This window comes from Streptosporangium sp. NPDC020145 (genome assembly GCF_040631275.1).
GTDB lineage: Bacteria > Actinomycetota > Actinomycetes > Streptosporangiales > Streptosporangiaceae > Streptosporangium.
Window position 1 is genome coordinate 45,364 of sequence record NZ_JBEXZT010000009.1, and the last position, 16,818, is coordinate 62,181.

General features: G+C 72.3%; 14 protein-coding genes. 6 read left to right on the top strand and 8 right to left on the bottom strand.

Annotated elements, in window-relative coordinates:
• Nucleotides 1-64: 64 nt before the first annotated feature.
• Complete coding sequence (locus tag ABZ463_RS18495) at nucleotides 65-1,099, top strand: GNAT family N-acetyltransferase (protein WP_362777315.1); 1,035 nt, start codon at nucleotides 65-67, stop codon at nucleotides 1,097-1,099.
• A 59-nt stretch (nucleotides 1,100-1,158) separates the two neighbouring features.
• Here ABZ463_RS18495 and pgl read toward each other — a convergent pair whose 3' ends face one another.
• The 6 genes from pgl to tkt all read right to left on the bottom strand — a co-directional run bounded on the left by pgl (nucleotide 1,159) and on the right by tkt (nucleotide 9,458).
• The gene (gene pgl / locus ABZ463_RS18500; RefSeq protein WP_352013190.1) at nucleotides 1,159-1,932 is read right to left on the bottom strand and encodes a 6-phosphogluconolactonase; all 774 of its coding nucleotides are present in this window, start codon (nucleotides 1,930-1,932) and stop codon (nucleotides 1,159-1,161) included.
• A 109-nt stretch (nucleotides 1,933-2,041) separates the two neighbouring features.
• Complete coding sequence (locus ABZ463_RS18505) at nucleotides 2,042-2,953, bottom strand: glucose-6-phosphate dehydrogenase assembly protein OpcA (RefSeq protein ID WP_362777319.1); 912 nt, start codon at nucleotides 2,951-2,953, stop codon at nucleotides 2,042-2,044.
• A complete protein-coding gene (zwf, locus tag ABZ463_RS18510; protein WP_352013188.1) occupies nucleotides 2,954-4,621 on the bottom strand; it encodes a glucose-6-phosphate dehydrogenase in 1,668 nt (555 codons plus the stop codon). It lies immediately after the preceding gene.
• Nucleotides 4,622-6,250, bottom strand: a complete 1,629-nt coding sequence (locus ABZ463_RS18515) for a glucose-6-phosphate isomerase (RefSeq protein WP_362777322.1) — start codon at nucleotides 6,248-6,250, stop codon at nucleotides 4,622-4,624.
• 5 nt (nucleotides 6,251-6,255) lie between these two features.
• Entirely contained in the window at nucleotides 6,256-7,359 is a 1,104-nt protein-coding gene (tal, locus tag ABZ463_RS18520) for a transaldolase (protein ID WP_362777325.1), read from the bottom strand.
• Nucleotides 7,360-7,361: 2 nt separating this feature from the next.
• Complete coding sequence (gene tkt / locus ABZ463_RS18525; RefSeq protein WP_352013185.1) at nucleotides 7,362-9,458, bottom strand: transketolase; 2,097 nt, start codon at nucleotides 9,456-9,458, stop codon at nucleotides 7,362-7,364.
• 321 nt (nucleotides 9,459-9,779) lie between these two features.
• Here tkt and ABZ463_RS18530 point away from each other — a divergent pair, with 321 nt between their 5' ends.
• Together ABZ463_RS18530 and ABZ463_RS18535 are read left to right on the top strand one after the other, a co-directional pair.
• Nucleotides 9,780-10,733 carry a heme o synthase gene (locus tag ABZ463_RS18530; protein WP_352013184.1) on the top strand — a complete coding sequence of 318 codons (954 nt, stop codon included), beginning with the start codon at nucleotides 9,780-9,782 and terminating at the stop codon, nucleotides 10,731-10,733.
• Between the two features lie 126 nt (nucleotides 10,734-10,859).
• Nucleotides 10,860-12,086 (top strand): PrsW family intramembrane metalloprotease, encoded by a 1,227-nt coding sequence (locus ABZ463_RS18535; protein WP_352013183.1) that lies wholly within the window; start codon nucleotides 10,860-10,862, stop codon nucleotides 12,084-12,086.
• On the opposite strand, the gene ABZ463_RS18540 is transcribed toward ABZ463_RS18535, so the two are convergent.
• Together ABZ463_RS18540 and ABZ463_RS18545 are read right to left on the bottom strand one after the other, a co-directional pair.
• Nucleotides 12,068-12,781, bottom strand: a complete 714-nt coding sequence (locus ABZ463_RS18540) for an ElyC/SanA/YdcF family protein (protein ID WP_352013182.1) — start codon at nucleotides 12,779-12,781, stop codon at nucleotides 12,068-12,070. The two genes, ABZ463_RS18535 and ABZ463_RS18540, sit on opposite strands and share 19 nt — an antisense overlap.
• 49 nt (nucleotides 12,782-12,830) lie before the next feature.
• The gene (locus ABZ463_RS18545; protein ID WP_352013181.1) at nucleotides 12,831-13,799 is read right to left on the bottom strand and encodes a COX15/CtaA family protein; all 969 of its coding nucleotides are present in this window, start codon (nucleotides 13,797-13,799) and stop codon (nucleotides 12,831-12,833) included.
• Nucleotides 13,800-13,981: 182 nt separating this feature from the next.
• Between ABZ463_RS18545 and ABZ463_RS18550 the strand changes: the two genes are divergently transcribed.
• The 3 genes from ABZ463_RS18550 to ABZ463_RS18560 are packed head-to-tail and all read left to right on the top strand — an operon-like array spanning nucleotide 13,982 to nucleotide 16,811.
• Nucleotides 13,982-15,142: an FAD-binding oxidoreductase gene (locus ABZ463_RS18550; RefSeq protein WP_362777330.1), complete on the top strand. Its 1,161-nt coding sequence runs from the start codon at nucleotides 13,982-13,984 to the stop codon at nucleotides 15,140-15,142.
• Nucleotides 15,139-15,447, top strand: a complete 309-nt coding sequence (locus ABZ463_RS18555; protein ID WP_352013179.1) for a (2Fe-2S)-binding protein — start codon at nucleotides 15,139-15,141, stop codon at nucleotides 15,445-15,447. Before ABZ463_RS18550 ends, ABZ463_RS18555 begins: the two co-directional genes overlap by 4 nt.
• Nucleotides 15,444-16,811: an FAD/NAD(P)-binding oxidoreductase gene (locus tag ABZ463_RS18560; RefSeq protein ID WP_362777332.1), complete on the top strand. Its 1,368-nt coding sequence runs from the start codon at nucleotides 15,444-15,446 to the stop codon at nucleotides 16,809-16,811. Before ABZ463_RS18555 ends, ABZ463_RS18560 begins: the two co-directional genes overlap by 4 nt.
• Nucleotides 16,812-16,818 lie beyond the last annotated feature (7 nt).

The following is a 16,818-nucleotide window of genomic DNA, read 5'->3' on the forward strand; positions in this document are numbered from 1 at the left end:
ACTCCCGTGTAGCGCTCCCGTAACGGAGACGCGGCAGGCTGTGCCTGACAGAGGGAGTGATCCGATGGGGTTTCTGAGGATTCGTACCACGGTTGACGAGCGTCCCGGGCGGCTGTCCTCGCTGGCCGCCGCACTGGCGGACAAGGGTGGCAACATCCTGGGCCTGAGCGTCCAGACCGACACCGAGGGCACCGTGGACGAGTTCCTCGCCGACATCCCCTCGGGGCCCGAGACGGTGCGCCGGGTGCTTGAGGAGGCGGGCGGCCGCCAGGTCCAGGTCGTCACCGCGACCGCCCACGAGCTGACCGACGAGCCGACCCGCGCCCTGCTGCTCGCCGCCGGGCTGCGCGCGGAGCCCTGGCGCCTCCCCGAACTGCTGGCCGAGCTGCTGCGCGCCGAGGACGCCCGCTGGGTCGACGGCGCGGAGAGGGGCGACCTTCCCGACCCGACGCTGCTGACCGTCCCGGTGACCCCGCGCCGCTCCGTGCGGCTGCGCAGAGCCGGGCTGCCCTTCACCCTGACGGAGGCCGCCAGGGCCGCCTCCTTCGTACGGCTGGCCCAGCCGACCCTGAGGCAGCGGCCCGGCGCCGAACGGGTCGTCACGCTGTCCGACGGCACCCAGGTGCGGGTCCGCCCGCTCACCGAGCTCTACCGCGAGGCGGTCCGCGACCTGCACGACCGCTGCTCGCCGGAGTCCCGCCGCTTCCGCTACCTCACCCCGGAGCCCGTGCTGCCGCCCCAGGCCTTCGACCGGCTCTGTGACCGCTCCCGGGGCCGGTCGCTGGTGGCCGGGCACGACGGGCAGGTCATCGCCGTGGCCACCCTCGCGCTCACCCCCGGACCGGGGACCGCAAGGATGGCCCTGCTGGTCGAGGACCGCTGGCAGGGCATGGGACTGGGCGCCGCGCTGGCCAGGATGATCCTCACCGCCGCCCGCGATCTGGGACTCGCCGAGGTCAGGGCCGCGATGCTCACGGACAACGCGCGAATGCTCGCCCTGCTGGCCTCGCTGGGAGCGGCGGTCACCCCGACCGACGACCCCGGCGTGGTCGAGGCCAGGCTCGCGGTCGGCACACTGGCCGGGGCGTTCCCGGGGTGAGTCTCCAGCCGGGTGCGCGACCTGTCCGCTGACCCGCCGTCATACGACAGGGGAGGGGGTCAGGGGGAGGAGATCCGGCCGAGGGAGGCGGGGATCTTGGCGGCCGCGGCCCTGTCCAGCAGGAACAGCGTCCGCTGCCTGCCGCGGGCGCCCGCCGCGGGAATCTGCACCGGCCCCGTGTCGGACAGCGCCAGCCGTACGGCGGAGGCCTTCTCCGCACCGGCGGCGACCACCCACACCTCACGCGCCGCCTGGATGACCGGCAGCGTCAGCGAGATCCGGGTGGGCGGCGGCTTCGGCGAACCGTGCACCGCGACCACGGGACGGGTCTCGTAGAGCGCGGGCATGCCGGGGAACAGCGAGGCGACATGGCCGTCCGGGCCCATGCCCAGCAGAAGGATGTCGAACGACGGCGCGGGCCCGTGATCCTCGGGGAGCGCGGCGCGGTGCAGCTTCTCGGCGTAGGCGTCGGCGGACTCCTCGGCCGTCATCCCGGAGTCGGGGCCGCGCATCACGTGGACACGGGCGGGGTCGAGGTCGACCTGGTCGAGCAGGGCGGCACGGGCGCCGGTCTCGTTGCGCTCAGGGTCGCCGGACGGCAGGAAACGCTCGTCACCCCACCAGATGTCCAGGTGCCGCCAGTCGATCGCGTCACGGGCGGGGCTGGCCGCGATCTCGGCCAGGGTCGCGATGCCGACGGTGCCGCCGGTCAGCACCAGGGAGGCCGAGCCCCGGCTCGACTGGACGTCGACGAGGCCGGTGATCACCCGGGCGGCGACCGCCTTGGCGAGCATGTCGGCGTCACGATGAATGATCACAGTGGGAACGCTCACGGGACTTCTCTCTCAAGAACTCTCGGCGGGTGCCACGGCCGGGCCTTCGGTACGGGAGCCCCGCCGTGAGGGCGTCCCGCGGCGGACCGCGGGACGCCTCACCCGGGTTTCAGGACTTGCGGCCGCGGGCGATCCGCCGGATCGCGGCCTCGTAGATCTCGTCCGGGTCGAGACGGCGCATCTCCTCGGCGAGCAGTTCCGCGGTCGGCCGCCTGGTCAGCGCGACCTGCCGGTCGGGCCTGCCGGGACGTGACAACGTGGCCAGCCGCCCGTCGCCACGGGTGATGGAGATGTCGCCGTTGGTGGTGGTCAGCCTGACCGCGGTCAGGCCCGGCCCCTCCGAGTCGACGACCTTGACCGGGACACCGAGGCGCTCGCTCAGCCAGGCCGCCAGCAGCAGCGCGCTCGCGTGCCCCGGCACGGCCTCGACGACCCCCTTCTTGACCTTGCCGACCGGTTGGTCGAACACGGCGGCCAGCAGGCTCCGCCACGTCGTCAGCCGGGTCCAGGCCAGGTCGGTGTCGCCGGGCACGTACCCCTTCGACCGGCCCGTGATCGCCTCGACCGAGTCGGCGGCCGACCTGGCGTCGACGATGCGGCGCTGCGCGAGCAGGCCGATCGGGTCCTTCGCCGGGATGGCGGGGCAGGAGCCCGGCCACCAGACGACCACCGGGGTGTCGGTCAGCAGCAGCGGGCCGACCACCGATTCGGCGTGCTCGGTGAGCTCGCCGTACAGGCGCAGCAGGATCACCTCGCCCGGGGTCGTCTCGCCGACCCGGATCTCGGCGTCGAGACGGTTGGGCTCCCTCTGGCCACGGGGGATGACGACCAGTATCCGGGAGGGGTGCTCCCTGGCCGCCTCGGTCGCCGCCCTGACCGCGTCGTACTGGTTGCCCTCGTCGCACACCACCACCAGCGTCAGCACCATGCCGACCGCGGGGGTGCCCATCTGGTGCCGCAGCTGGGTGAGCTGGGAGGAGATCTTCGACGCCGTCGTGCCGGTGAGCATGAAGCTCGTCATCTACAACCTCCTCCACTCGCGTCCGTCGCGGGCCATCATCTCGTCGGCCGAGGTGGGACCCCAGGTGCCGGAGGGATACTCCTCCGGCGGGCCCTGGGTGGCCCAGAAGTCCTCGATCGGGTCGAGGATCTTCCACGACAGCTCGACCTCCCGCTGGTGCGGGAAGAGCGGCGGATCACCGATCAGCACGTCCAGCAGCAGCCGCTCGTAGGCCTCGGGGGAGGACTCCATGAACGACTCGCCGTAGGCGAAGTCCATCGAGACGTCCCTGACCTCCATCGCGGTCCCCGGCACCTTCGAACCGAAGCGCACCGTGATGCCCTCGTCCGGCTGGACCCGGATGACCAGGGCGTTCTGTCCCAGGATCTCGGTGTCGTCCTTGCTGAACGGCAGGTGCGGCGCACGCTGGAAGATCACCGCGACCTCGGTCACCCTGCGGCTGAGGCGCTTGCCGGTGCGCAGGTAGAACGGCACCCCGGCCCAGCGGCGGTTGGCGATCTCCAGCTTGACCGCGGCGTAGGTCTCGGTGATGGAGTCCGGCGGGATGCCGTCCTCCTGGGTGTAGCCCGCCACCGGCTCCCCGCCCTGCCAGCCGGGCCCGTAACGACCCCTGGCGGTGGACAGCTCCAGGTCCGGCGGGAGCTGTACCGCCTTGAGGACCTTCTCCTTCTCCCTGCGCAGCGAGTCGGCCCCGAACGACGTCGGGTCCTCCATCGCCACCAGCGCGAGCAGCTGCAGCAGGTGGTTCTGGATGACGTCACGGGCCGCGCCGATGCCGTCGTAGTATCCGGCCCTGCCGCCGATGCCGATGTCCTCGGCCATTGTGATCTGGACGTGGTCGACGTAACCCCGGTTCCAGATCGGCTCGAACAGGTTGTTGGCGAAGCGCAGCGCCAGGATGTTCTGGACGGTCTCCTTGCCCAGGTAGTGGTCGATGCGGAACACCGAGCTCTCCGGGAAGACGGCGCTGGTGATCGCGTTGAGCTCCTGGGCGCTCCGCAGGTCGTGCCCGAAGGGCTTCTCGATCACCACGCGGCGCCAGGAGCCCTCCGGGGCGTTGGCCAGCCCCGTGCGCTTGAGCTGCTGGACCACCACCGGGAAGAACTTCGGCGGAACCGACAGGTAGAACCCGTAGTTGCCGCCCGTCCCCCTGGTCTGGTCGATCTCCTTGAGCATCATGGCCAGCGCGTCGAAGGCCCCGTCGTCGGTGAACTCCCCGGGGCAGAAGAAGATGCCCTCGGAGAGCTGCTTCCAGACCTCCTCGCGGAAGGGCGTGCGCGCGTGCTCCTTGACGGCGTCATGGGTGAGCTGCGCGAAGTCCTGGTCCTGCCAGTCGCGGCGGGCGAAACCGACCAGGGAGAAACCGGGGGGCAGCAGCCCCCGGTTCGCCAGGTCGTAGATCGCCGGCAGCAGCTTCTTGCGCGCCAGGTCGCCCGTCACGCCGAACAGGACCAGCACGCACGGGCCCGCGACCCGGGGCAGCCGCTTGTCGCGGGGGTCGCGCAGCGGATTGGACTCGATCAGGGCCTCGGTGGTGCTGACGGTCGCCGCCGCGGACGTCTCGGCCGCGGACCGCTCGCCCCCCACGGGGTCGGCGTGCGCGTCCTCGCCGCGCACGTCCTCCGGCTCCGCCTCTGCCGGGCGGGCTCCGGACTGCTTGTCACTCATTCAGGCCTCCCGCGCAGCCTCAAGGAGGCGTGCGACACCGGCGGTGCGGTCGGTCAGGTGGAGTCGTACCGCGGGCCGTCCCCGCCCGGCCAGCGCGTCCTGGTCTCCCAGAGCCTGCGCCAGCTGCAGCCTGCCCAGCGTGTACGGCTTGCCGGGCACCTCGACGTCCTCCTCGACGGCCCCGGTGATCTGCAGGAACACACCGTTCTGCGGGCCGCCCTTGTGGTACTGGCCGGTCGAGTGCAGGAAACGGGGGCCCCACCCGAAGGTGACCGGCCGCTCGGTGCGCACCGCGAGGCGGCCACGCAGCGTCGCCGGGTCGGCGGCGCTCCAGGCGTCGGTCATCTCCTCGAAGGAGGCGTCCTCGGCGTGCGGGGCGTCGAAGGCCGCCTCCCTGTCGAGGTAGGCCATGATCGCCAGATAGCCGTCCTCGGGGACGGCCTCCAGCAGGCGGGTGAGCACCTCGGGCAGGTCCTTGGGGACCTCGCCGCCGGGCAGCTCGCCGTACACCTCGACCGGGCCGTCGACCAGGATCGGCGTGCCCGTGGGCAGCTCCTCCCGGTCGAGCAGCCTGCCGGTGTTCTCCTTCGACTCGGCCACGTTCGGCTGGTTGAAGGGGTCGATGCCCAGCAGGCGGCCCGCGACGGCCGTGGCGTACTCCCACACCAGGAACTGGGCTCCCAGCGGGCCGCCGACCGTGACCACCCCGTCGGAGTCGATCCCGGCGACCAGCTCGTCCGGAGCCTCACCGGGGTCGGCGCCGACGACCGGCAGGATGCCCCTGCCGGACTTGCCGGTCGACTCGGCGATCAACTGCTCGATCCAGTCGGGCAGGCCGTTGATCTCGGACAGGCCGTCCTCAAGCACGAGCTTGTCGCGCCCGGCGAGCGCGGCGGCGCCGAGGGCGGCGCCCAGCTCCAGGCCGGGGTTGCCCTCGGACCGCGCGAGCAGCGGCCGCACCTCGGCGGCCTCGTCGAGCAGCCGCTCGACGTCGGCGCCGGCCAGCGCGCTGGGCACCAGGCCGAAGGCCGTCAGGGCGCTGTAGCGGCCACCGACGTTCGGGTCGGCCAGGACGACCGGGTAACCGGCCTCGACGGCGATCCGCTCAAGCGGCGAGCCGGGGTCGGTGACCACGACGATCCGCTCGGCCGGGTCGATGCCCGCCTCACGGAAGGCCTTCTCGTAGATACGCCGGTGGCTGTCGGTCTCGACGGTGCCACCGCTCTTGCTGGCGACGACCAGGACCGTGCGGTCGAGCCTGTCGCGCAGCGCGCGCAGCACCTGGCCGGGGTCGGTCGTGTCGAGCACGGTCAGCGGCACGTCGGCGGTCGTGGTGATGACCTCGGGGGCCAGTGAGGAGCCGCCCATGCCGGCCAGGACCACGTGGTCGAGGCCCCGCTCGCGGGCCCGCTCGACCAGCTCGCCGATCTGCGGCAGCAGCTGCCTGCTGCTCAGCGGAAGGTCGAGCCAGCCGAGACGGATCGCGGCCTCGGCCGCGGCGTCCGGGCCCCACAGGGCGGGGTCTCCGTTGGAGAGGGCCTCGGGAACGCCCTCTGAGGCGAGCCGGGCGGCCGCCTCGGCGGCCTGCTCGGCGAGCTTCTCCTCGGCGAACGTCACGGAAACCGACATGTGTTTCACGCCTTCCGGAGTTCGGCGGCGACGGTGGCCAGCAGCTCGTTCCAGGAGGCCTCGAACTTCTCGACGCCCTCCTCCTCCAGCACCCGCACGACGTCGTCGTAGTCGATGCCGGCCTCCTTGAGGGCGGCCATGGTGTTCCAGGCGTCCTCGTAGTGGGGGCGGACGGTGTCACCGGTGACGCGGCCGTGGTCGGCGACGGCGTTGAGGGTCTTCTCCGGCATGGTGTTGACCGTGTTCCGGGTGACCAGCTCGTCGACGTAGAGGGTGTCGGGGTAGCTGGGGTCCTTGGTGCCGGTCGAGGCCCACAGCGGGCGCTGCGGGCGGGCCCCCGCGGCGCTCAGCGCCTGCCAGCGCGGAGAGTTGACCACGTCCTCGTAGGCGGCGTGGGCCAGGCGGGCGTTGGCGACCGCGGCCTTGCCCTTGAGGGCCCCGGCCTCGGGGGTGCCGACCTTGTCCAGGCGCTTGTCGATCTCGGTGTCGACCCGGCTGACGAAGAAGGAGGCGACCGACTCGATGCCCGCCAGGTTCAGGCCGTTGGCCTTGGCCCGTTCGAGGCCGGTCAGCCAGGCGTCCAGGACCGCGCGGTAGCGTTCGAGGGAGAAGATCAGCGTGACGTTGACGCTGATGCCCTCCGAGATCGCCTGCGTGATCGCGGGCAGGCCCTCGGCCGTCGCGGGGATCTTGATGAACAGGTTGGGACGGTCCACCATCCACCACAGCGCCCGCGCCTCGGCGACGGTCTCGTCCGTCTTCTTGGCCAGGCGGGGGTCGACCTCGATGGAGACCCTGCCGTCGACGCCGCCGGTGGCGTCGTAGACGGGCCTGAGCACGTCGGCGGCCCAGCGGATGTCGTAGGTGGTGATGGCGCGCACCGCCTCCTCGACCTCCACCCTCCGCACGGCGAGGTCGTGGAGCTGGGTGTCGTAGGCGTCGCCCTTGCTCAGCGCCGAGGCGAAGATCGTCGGGTTGGAGGTGACGCCGACCACGTGCTTGTCGCGGATCAGCGCCTCCAGGTTGCCGGTGCGCAGGCGCTCCCGGCTGATGTCGTCAAGCCAGATGGAGACGCCCTGGTCGGATAGGCTCTTGAGAATCTCACTCATGATCAATTTCCCGTCGTCTCGCCCTTGTCGGCCCCGGTCCTGGCGAGGCTTGCCTTGGCTGCGGCGGCCACGCGCTCGGCGGTGAGACCGAACTGCTCGTAAAGGGTCCTGTAGGGAGCCGAGGCTCCGAAGTGCTCCAGGCTGACCACTTCCCCCTCATCTCCCACGAACTCCCGCCAGCCCAGCCCGATTCCCGCCTCGACGGCGACCCTCGCGCGGACCGCCGGCGGCAGCACCGTCTGCCGGTAGGCGGCGTCCTGGGCGTTGAACCACTCGACGCACGGCATCGAGACGACCCGGGCGGAGATGCCCTGGGCCTCAAGGAGCTCACGGGCCCCGACGGCCAGTTCGACCTCCGAGCCGGTGCCGATCAGGATGACGTCGGGCTGCCCGTCGGAGGCGTCCTGGAGTACGTAGGCGCCCTTGGCGACCTTCTCCGCGTCGGCGGTGCCCTCGTAGACCGGCAGGTTCTGCCGGGTCAGCGCCAGCGCGGCCGGGCGGTCGGTGTGCTCGATCACGGTCCGCCAGGCGGCGACGGTCTCGTTGGCGTCGGCGGGCCGCACCACGTCGAGGCCGGGAATGGCGCGCAGCGACCACAGGTGCTCGATCGGCTGGTGGGTCGGGCCGTCCTCGCCGAGGCCGATGGAGTCGTGCGTCCACACGTAGACGACCGGCAGCTGCATCAGCGCCGCCAGCCGTACGGCGGGGCGCATGTAGTCGCTGAAGACCAGGAACGTGCCACCGTAGGGCCGGGTGCCGCCGTGCAGCGCGATGCCGTTGAGGATGGCCCCCATGCCGTGCTCGCGGATGCCGAAGTGCAGCGTCCTGCCGTAGCGGTTCCCGGGGAACTCCTTGGTCTGGTACTCGTCGGGGATGAAGGACGGCTCGCCCTTCATCGTGGTGTTGTTCGACTCGGCGAGGTCGGCCGAGCCGCCCCACAGCTCGGGCAGTACCCGTGCCAGGCTGCCCAGCACCTCGCCGGAGGCCTTGCGGGTCGCCACGGAGGCGCCGGGCTCGAAGGCCGGCAGCGCCTCGGTCCAGCCGGCGGGCAGCAGCCTGGCGGAGATGCGGTCGAACTCCGCGGCCCGCTCGGGGTTGGCCTCCCGCCAGGCGATGTAGCCCTTCTCCCACTCGGCGTGGGCGGCGCGGCCCCGCGCGACCACCTCGCGGGCGTGCTCCAGCACCTCGCCGGGAACGTCGAAGCTCTTGGCCGGGTCGAGCCCCAGGATCTCCTTGGTGGCGGCGACCTCGTCGGCGCCCAGGGCCGAGCCGTGGACCTTGCCGGTGTTCTGCTTGTTGGGCGCGGGCCAGCCGATGACGGTGCGCAGCCTGATGAAGGAGGGCTTCCCGGTCTCGGCGCGGGCGGCCTCAAGGGCCTGGTACAGCTCCGCGACGTTCTCCGAGTAGGTGTCGCCCGCCGTCCAGTCGACGGTCTGGACGTGCCAGCCGTACGCCTCGTAGCGCTTGACGATGTCCTCGCTCAGCGCGATCTGGGTGTCGTCCTCGATGGAGATGTGGTTGCTGTCGAAGACGACGACCAGGTTGCCGAGCTTCTGGTGACCGGCCAGGGCGCTGACCTCGTGGCTGATGCCCTCCTCGATGTCGCCCTCGGAGGCGATGCACCAGATGGTGTGGTCGAAGGGGCTGGTGCCCTCGGCGGCGGCCGGGTCGAACAGGCCGCGCTCACGGCGGGCGGCCATGGCCATGCCGACGGCGTTGCCGATGCCCTGGCCCAGCGGGCCCGTGGTCGTCTCGACGCCGACGGTGTGGCCGTGCTCGGGGTGCCCCGGGGTGAGGCTGCCCCACTGGCGGAGGCTCTTCAGGTCGTCGAGGGACAGTCCGTAGCCGGACAGGAAGAGCTGGATGTAGAGGGTCAGGCTCGAGTGCCCGGCGGAGAGCACGAAACGGTCCCGGCCCACCCACGTGGGATCGGAGGGGTCATGGCGCATCAACCGCTGGAAAAGCAGGTAGGCGGCGGGCGCCAGGCTCATCGCGGTGCCCGGGTGACCGGATCCCGCCTTCTCTACCGCGTCCATCGCCAGGGCCCGTACGACGTCGACCGCCCGGCGGTCAAGGTCGCTCCATTCAAGGGCTGGCACGAGTTCGCTGCTCAACTGCTCGATCTCCGGATCTATTCGTGTGATGGTGGCGCCGGTTTGGCTTTTCCCGCCCACACCGGACCCTAACGGTTCGGCATCGCTACCGTTGCGTAGGCTGAGCCGGGGCGAGTCCGCAGGAGCTTCAACAGATGTGGACACAGCCCCCCAAGGCATCACATCGTGCCGCTTCCCCACCCCATGCCGGAACCGGCCACCCCAACAACTACAGTTGATTGCTCAGGCTGGCTGGTGCCCGCATCCACGGATTCGCTCTCAATCAGAGGTTACGCGTTGACCCCGCACGTGCTGGAAGCGCCGTAAATGGTGCTGACCGACAAGCAATCGACGACCCCGCCCGCGACGGAGGCGGCCGCGTCCGACGCGCCGCGCTCGTTCGGCGACGTCGTGAAGGCCTATGTCGCCCTCACCAAGCCGCGGATCATCGAGCTGCTGCTGATCACGACGCTGCCGGTGATGTTCCTGGCGGCCAAGGGCCTGCCCCCGCTGTGGATCGCCGTCTGCACGCTGGTCTTCGGCACCCTTTCCGCGGGCAGCGCCAACGCGCTGAACTGCTACATCGACCGCGACATCGACGCGGCGATGCGCCGCACCCGGCGCCGCCCGCTGGCCCGTGACCAGGTGCCGCCGACGAACGCGCTGATCTTCGGCGTCGTCCTCGGCGTGCTGTCGACTCTTGGCCTGGGTTTGACGGTGAATTGGCTCGCCGCGCTGCTCTCGCTGGCGGCCAACCTCTTCTACGTGCTCGTCTACTCGATGATCCTCAAGCGCAGGACCCCGCAGAACGTGGTGTGGGGCGGCATCGCGGGCTGCATGCCGGTGCTGATCGGCTGGGCGGGCGTCACCGGGAGCCTCTCCTGGGCCCCCGTCGTGCTCTTCGGCGTGGTGTTCTTCTGGACGCCGCCGCACACCTGGACCCTGGCCATGCGCTACAAGGAGGACTACGCCGCGGCGAAGGTCCCCATGCTTCCCGTGGTCGCCACCGAGCGCCGGGTGGTGCTGGAGAGCCTGGCCTACACCTGGGCCACGGTGCTGTGCTCGCTGCTGCTGTGGCCGATCGCGGGGACGACGCTCCTGTACCCCGTCGTGGCCACCGTCCTCGGCGCGGCCTGCCTGTGGGAGGTCTACCGCCTCCTCGGCCGGGTCAACGCGGGCAAGACCGGTGTGGACCTGCGGCCGATGCGCTTCTTCCACTGGTCGAACGCCTATCTGGCGTTGCTCTTCCTCGCGGTCGCCGTCGACTCCCTGCTCGTCTGAGCCCGCCCGCTCCGAGGGGTCCCACCGTTTCGTGCCGCCCTGTCCGGCAATACCTCTTCGTGGCCGGTTACGGACCACCATGAGGCGAGAGGGGACACGTCGTGGCTGATCGGTTACGGTTGCCGCATGGCGAGTCGTGATCCCCGCTGGGTCTTGAGGGACCGCCCGTCCGTCGCGCTGATCGCGGGGCTCGTCGTGGCCGGTCTGTGCGCGCTGGCCTCCTTCTCCTTCGACCTGCTCAACGGAGATCCGGTCTACTTCTTCATCGCCCTGGCCCTGGCGCTCGCGCCGGTCCCCGTGCTGCTGGCGGCGGTGCTGGCGCTGGACCGGATGGAGCCCGAGCCCCGCAGCAACCTGATCTTCGCCTTCGCCTGGGGCGCCGGGGTCGCGGTCCTGGTGGCCGGTGTGGTCAACTCCCTCGGCCTGATCTACATCGAGAGCACCGTCCAGCTCGGCTACGACAGCGCGCGCAACATCGCCGCCACCTTCGGCGCCCCGGTGGTCGAGGAGACGATGAAGGGCCTGGTCCTGCTGGGTCTGCTCAGGTTCAGGCGGGCCGAGCTCGACGGGCCGACCGACGGCGTCATCTACGCCAGCATGGTCGGCCTCGGCTTCGCGATGAGCGAGAACGTCAGCTACTACGTGGCCGCCCTGCACGAGATGGGGGCCAGGGGACTGGCCGTGACGGTCGTGCTGCGGGGCATCCTGTCGCCGTTCGCCCACCCGCTGTTCACCTCGATGATCGGCGTCGCGGTCGCCTACGCCGCCCAGCGCCGGGGGCCGGGACGCATCTGGGTGGTCGCGGCGGGCTGGGCCGGCGCCATGCTGCTGCACGGCATCTGGAACGGCCTGGCCTCCTACGTGGGCGTGGGCGGCCTGGCCGCCGCCTACCTGCTGCTGCTGGTCGTGCTGGTGGTGCTGATCTGGATCGTCTTCAGGGACCGCAAGCGGATCGTCGGGCTGATCACCACCTACCTGCCCGCCTACGGGGCGACGGGCCTGGTCGGGCCGTACGACGTGGTCATGCTCTCCTCACTGCCCGGGCGCCGCAACGCCAGGCAGTGGGCGAAGGAGAACGGTGGCGGCGCGGGGCTGCGGGCGATGCGCGACTACCAGCTCGCCGCCACCGAGCTGGGCCTGCTGCACGAGCGGGCCAGACGACACGTGATCGACGAGCACACGTTCAACGAGGAGCAGCAGGCCCTGCTGCAGTGCATGGCCGACGCCCGCTCGGCGTTCCCGCCGCCGAGCGCCCCCGGCGGTGCCGGGCCGTACGGCGCGCAGGCGCAGCCCTGGGGGCCCACGCCGTACTCACCGCACCCCCGGCAGGCCCCCTACCCGCGTCCCGACTGAGCCGCCGTGCGGAGCGCGGTGTCCAGGGTGGTCTCGCGCGGCCCCGGGAAGACGGGGGAGGAGCGCAGCACGACCGCGTCCAGGAAGCCCTTCGCGGCGGCGCCGAACTCGCGGACGGCGCCGGCGTAGGTGGTCGCGGCCCATCGGGTGGCCGAGTCGTCGCCGACGCCGAACGTCTCCAGGCCCGCGGCGCGGCACAGCGTCACGGCCCTGGGCAGGTGGAAGAGCTGCGTCACCACGGTGACCTTGGTCGCCCCGAACACCTGGCGGGCCCGTACACACGAGTCCCAGGTGTCGAAGCCCGCGTAGTCGAGCACGAGGGCGCGTGGGGGGACGCCGCGGGCGATCAGGTAGTCGCGCATGGCGGTCGGCTCGTCGTAGTCCCTCCTGCTGTTGTCGCCGGACAGCAGCAGGGTCCGCACCCTGCCCGACCGGTACAGCTCGGCGGAGACGTCCAGCCGCCTGGCCAGCATCGGGGAGGGACGGCCACCGGGGGCGGCGGCGCCGAGGACCAGCGCCGTGGGGGCAGGGGGGACGCCCGTGGTCCAGGTGGGGGAGGAGTCGGCGACCGCCGTGTGCCCGGAGCTGGACAGCCGGGCCCAGGTCGGCGGGGCGAGCGCCAGCACGCTCAGCAGGACGAGTCCCTGGTAGAGGCGTCGCATGGTGGGGCGTGACAGTGCCAATAAGCCGGTCATACGGCCATTTTTGCCGATATTTCCGGGCTATTTGTGATCTTTGGGTGGATCAGGAGGACGCGAGGCGCTCGGCCCCGAACGGCCCCCGCGAACGCAGCGTGAACCCCACCCGCAGCGCGTAGATCCACACCAGCGTCGAGCCGAAGACGTGCAGGCCGACCAGGAAGGCGGGCAGGGCCAGGAAGTACTGGACGTACCCGATGACGCCCTGGGCCAGCTCCACGCCCAGCAGCGTCAGCGCCGCGCGCCGGGCCGCGGCGGGTGCCCCGGTGACGTACAGCGCGAACAGCAGGGCGAAGGTGAGCCCGACCACGACGTAGACCACGTCGGCGTGGATCCTGGCCACGGTCTCGATGTCGAAGGCGAAGCGGGAGGCGGCCTCGTCCCCCGAGTGCGGCCCGGTGCCGGTCACCACGACACCCGCGACGAGCAGGACGGCCACCGCGGGCACAAGCGCGAGACCGAGCGTGCGGATGGCCGGATGGACCAGCGGTTCGGGCGCCGCGTCTCCCTCCTGGGCACGGGCGAGGAAGACGACGGCGGCGGCGAGCATGCCGATGGAGAGCAGGAAGTGCACGCTCACGGTCACCGGGTTGAGCATGGTGCGCACGACCAGGCCGCCCCACAGCGCCTGCGCGGCCACCCCGGCCGGCTGGATCCAGGCCAGCGTCGTCAGGTCGCGGCGCCGGGGACGCAGCCGCGCGGCCGAGACCAGGCAGGCCAGCCCCACGATCAGGACCACGAAGCTCAGCAGCCGGTTGCCGAACTCCACGGCCATGTTGATCGGGGAGATGTCGGCGTGGGCGACCGGGATGAAGCTGTCGGCGGTGCACCGGGGCCAGGTGGGGCAGCCGAGGCCGGAGCCGGTGACCCGTACGACGGCGCCGGTCACCACGATGCCCACGTTGACGACGACGGTCGCCAGTGCCCAACGGCGCAGGATCGCGGGCGTGGGGGACAACACCCCGGGCAGGAAGCCAAGGGCACGTGGACGTGCCTGGTCGAGGAGGTGGTTCACGGCTCACATGCTAGGTGGCGTGGGCGGTGGTCCCGCCGCTGCCCCACGCGCTCGGGCCGGGACACGGCAGGGCGGGTGGACCGCGCGGCGGAGATCGGCTGAACTGGAGGGTGGCGGCCGATTGATCCCCCGAAAAGCATGTGACATGTTACTGGTGGGCCGATCCGGGAACGAGGTGGATCATGCCGGACGTCGTGGTGATCGGCGCGGGAGCCGTCGGGGCCGCCTGCGCCTACTACGCGGCGCGCGCGGGCCTGGACACCCTCGTCGTCGACCGGGGATCGGTCGCGGCGGGCACCACGGGGGCCGGGGAGGGAAACGTCCTCGTCTCGGACAAGGCGCCGGGACCCGAGCTCGCCCTGGCCCTGCTCTCCCGCGACCTCTGGCTCGGCCTGGCCGCCGAAGGCGGTGACGGGGGGTTCGAGTACGAGCCGAAGGGCGGCCTGGTGGTCGCCAGGACCTCCCGGGAGCTCACCGCCCTCACCGCTCTGGCCACGGCGCAGGCGGGGCAGGGAGCCGAGCACGTCGTCGTCCCCCCGGACGCGCTCGGAGACCACGAACCCCACCTGGCGGACGGCATGGCCGGAGGCGTGCTCTACCCGCAGGACGCCCAGGTCCAGCCCGCGCTGGCGGCGGCCGGGCTGATCCGGCGCGGCGCCGAACGCTTCGGCGGGGGCACCCTGATGCTGCGTACCGGCGTCACCGTCACCGGCCTGCTGCGCGCCGGGAGCCGGGTCACCGGCGTCGCGACCGACCACGGCGACATTCTCGCCGGAGCCGTCGTCAACGCCGCGGGCACCTGGAGCGGTGAGATCGCCGCCATGGCGGGCACCGGCCTGCCGATCCTGCCCAGGAGGGGGTTCGTGCTGGTCACGGAGCCGATCCCGGAGCCGCTGATCAGGCACAAGGTCTACACCGCCGCCTACGTCACCGACGTGGCCAGCGACTCGGAGAACCTGGAGACCTCGGCCGTCGTCGAGGCGACCCCCTCGGGGCCCGTGCTCGTCGGCGCCAGCCGGGAACGCGTCGGCTTCGACCGCACGACCTCGATCCCGGTGCTGGAACGCCTGGCCCGCCAGGCCGTCGAGTTGTTCCCCGTGCTGGCCGGGCGCAGGGCGATCCGGGCCTACTGCGGCTTCCGCCCCTACAGCCCCGACCACCTGCCCGTGATCGGGGAGGACCCCGCGGCTCCGGGCCTGCACCACGCCTGCGGCCACGAGGGCGCAGGCATCGGCCTGGCCCCCGCGACCGGTCACCTGCTCGCCCAGACCCTGGCCGGCGTCACCCCCGACCTGGATCTGAGCCCCTTCCGGCCAGGACGCTTCGAGGAGGCACGCCGATGAGACCCGAGGACCGCGGACGGCCGTACGACCTGGTGGGGGCCCGTCCCGAGGCGGAGTTCGAGATCAGCGTGGACGGCGTTCCCGTCCCCGTCGTCCCCGGGCAGACCGTCGGCGCGGCCCTGCACGGCGCGGGCGTGCGCTCCTGGCGGCTCACCCGCCGGGAGGGCAGGCCACGCGGGCTGTTCTGCGGCATCGGCGTCTGCTTCGACTGCCTGGTCACGGTCAACGGCGTCCCGTCCCTGCGGGCCTGCCTGACCGAGGCGCGGCCCGGCGACCGGATCACCACCGGGGAGGGCGACCGGTGAGCGGCGGATACGACCTCGCCGTCGTCGGAGCGGGCCCGGCCGGGGTCGCCGGTGCGCTCAGCGCCTGCCTGGCCGGGCTGGACGTCGTGCTGATCGACGGCGCTCCGCGTCCCGGCGGCCAGTACTTCCGCCATCTGCCCGAGGGGTTCCACGCCACCCGTCAGGAGACGCTCCACCACGGGCTCGGCAGGTTCGCCAGGCAGTGGGAGACGCTCACCTCCCGCGCGGCCGTACTGCTCGGGCACCGCGTCTGGGCGGTTGAGGACACCGGCGACGGGTTCGCCGTGCGCTGCCTCGAAGGCGACCGCGAGGAACGGCCCCGCACGGTCACCGCCAGGAGGCTGCTGTTGGCCACCGGCGCCCACGACAGGCCGCTGCCCTTCCCCGGCTGGGACCTGCCCGGCGTGCTCACGGCGGGCGGGGCGCAGGCCCTGCTCAAAGGCGACCTCGTCGTCGCGGGGGACAGGGTCGTGGTCGCCGGGACCGGGCCGTTCCTGCTGCCGGTGGCCGCCGGCCTGGCCAGGGCGGGAGCGGACGTGCGCGGCGTCTACGAGGCCAACGGCCGCCTCGGCCTCGCCAGGCACCCGCTGCTCGCCGCGGGCAGGGCCGCCGAGGCCCTCGGGTACGGCGTGAGCCTGGCCGGGCACCGCGTTCCCTACCTCGGCCGTCACGCGGTGATCGAGGCGCACGGCCGCGACGCCCTGACCCATGTCACGGTGGCGAGACTGGACGCACGCTGGCGCCCCCTGGCCACCAGAACCGTCGAGTGCGACACCCTGGCCTGCGGATACGGCTTCGTCCCCCAGATCGAGCTGCCCGTCCAGCTCGGTTGCCTGACCCGCCAGGAGGCCGACGGCACCCCCGTCGTGGCGGTCGACGCGGGCATGCGCACGAGCGTGTCCGGCGTCTACGCGGCCGGGGAGACGACCGGGGTGGGCGGGGCGCTGCTCGCCGAGGCCGAGGGGCGTGTGGCGGGCCGGGCGGCCGCCGCGGACCTGGGCCGCCGCGTCCCGCCGCTGCCCGCTCTCTCCAGACGCGTGGCCCGTCTGTCCGCCTTCGCCCGCGCGCTGGCCCGGGCCTACCCCGTACGGCCCGGCTGGCAGGGCTGGCTGCGCGAGGACACCCTGATCTGCCGGTGCGAGGAGGTGCCCCTCTCCGCCGTGCGCGAGGCGCGTTCCCTGGGCGCCCGCGACGCCCGCGCCGTGAAACTCCTGGCCCGGCCCGGCATGGGCTGGTGCCAGGGCCGGATGTGCGGACACGCCGTCGCCGCCCTCGCCGGCGACGGCCCCGAGCCGCCCCGGCGCCCGATCGCCCAGCCGGTACGGCTCGGCGACCTGGCGAACCCTCCCCCCGCGACCCCCTGAGGAGTCT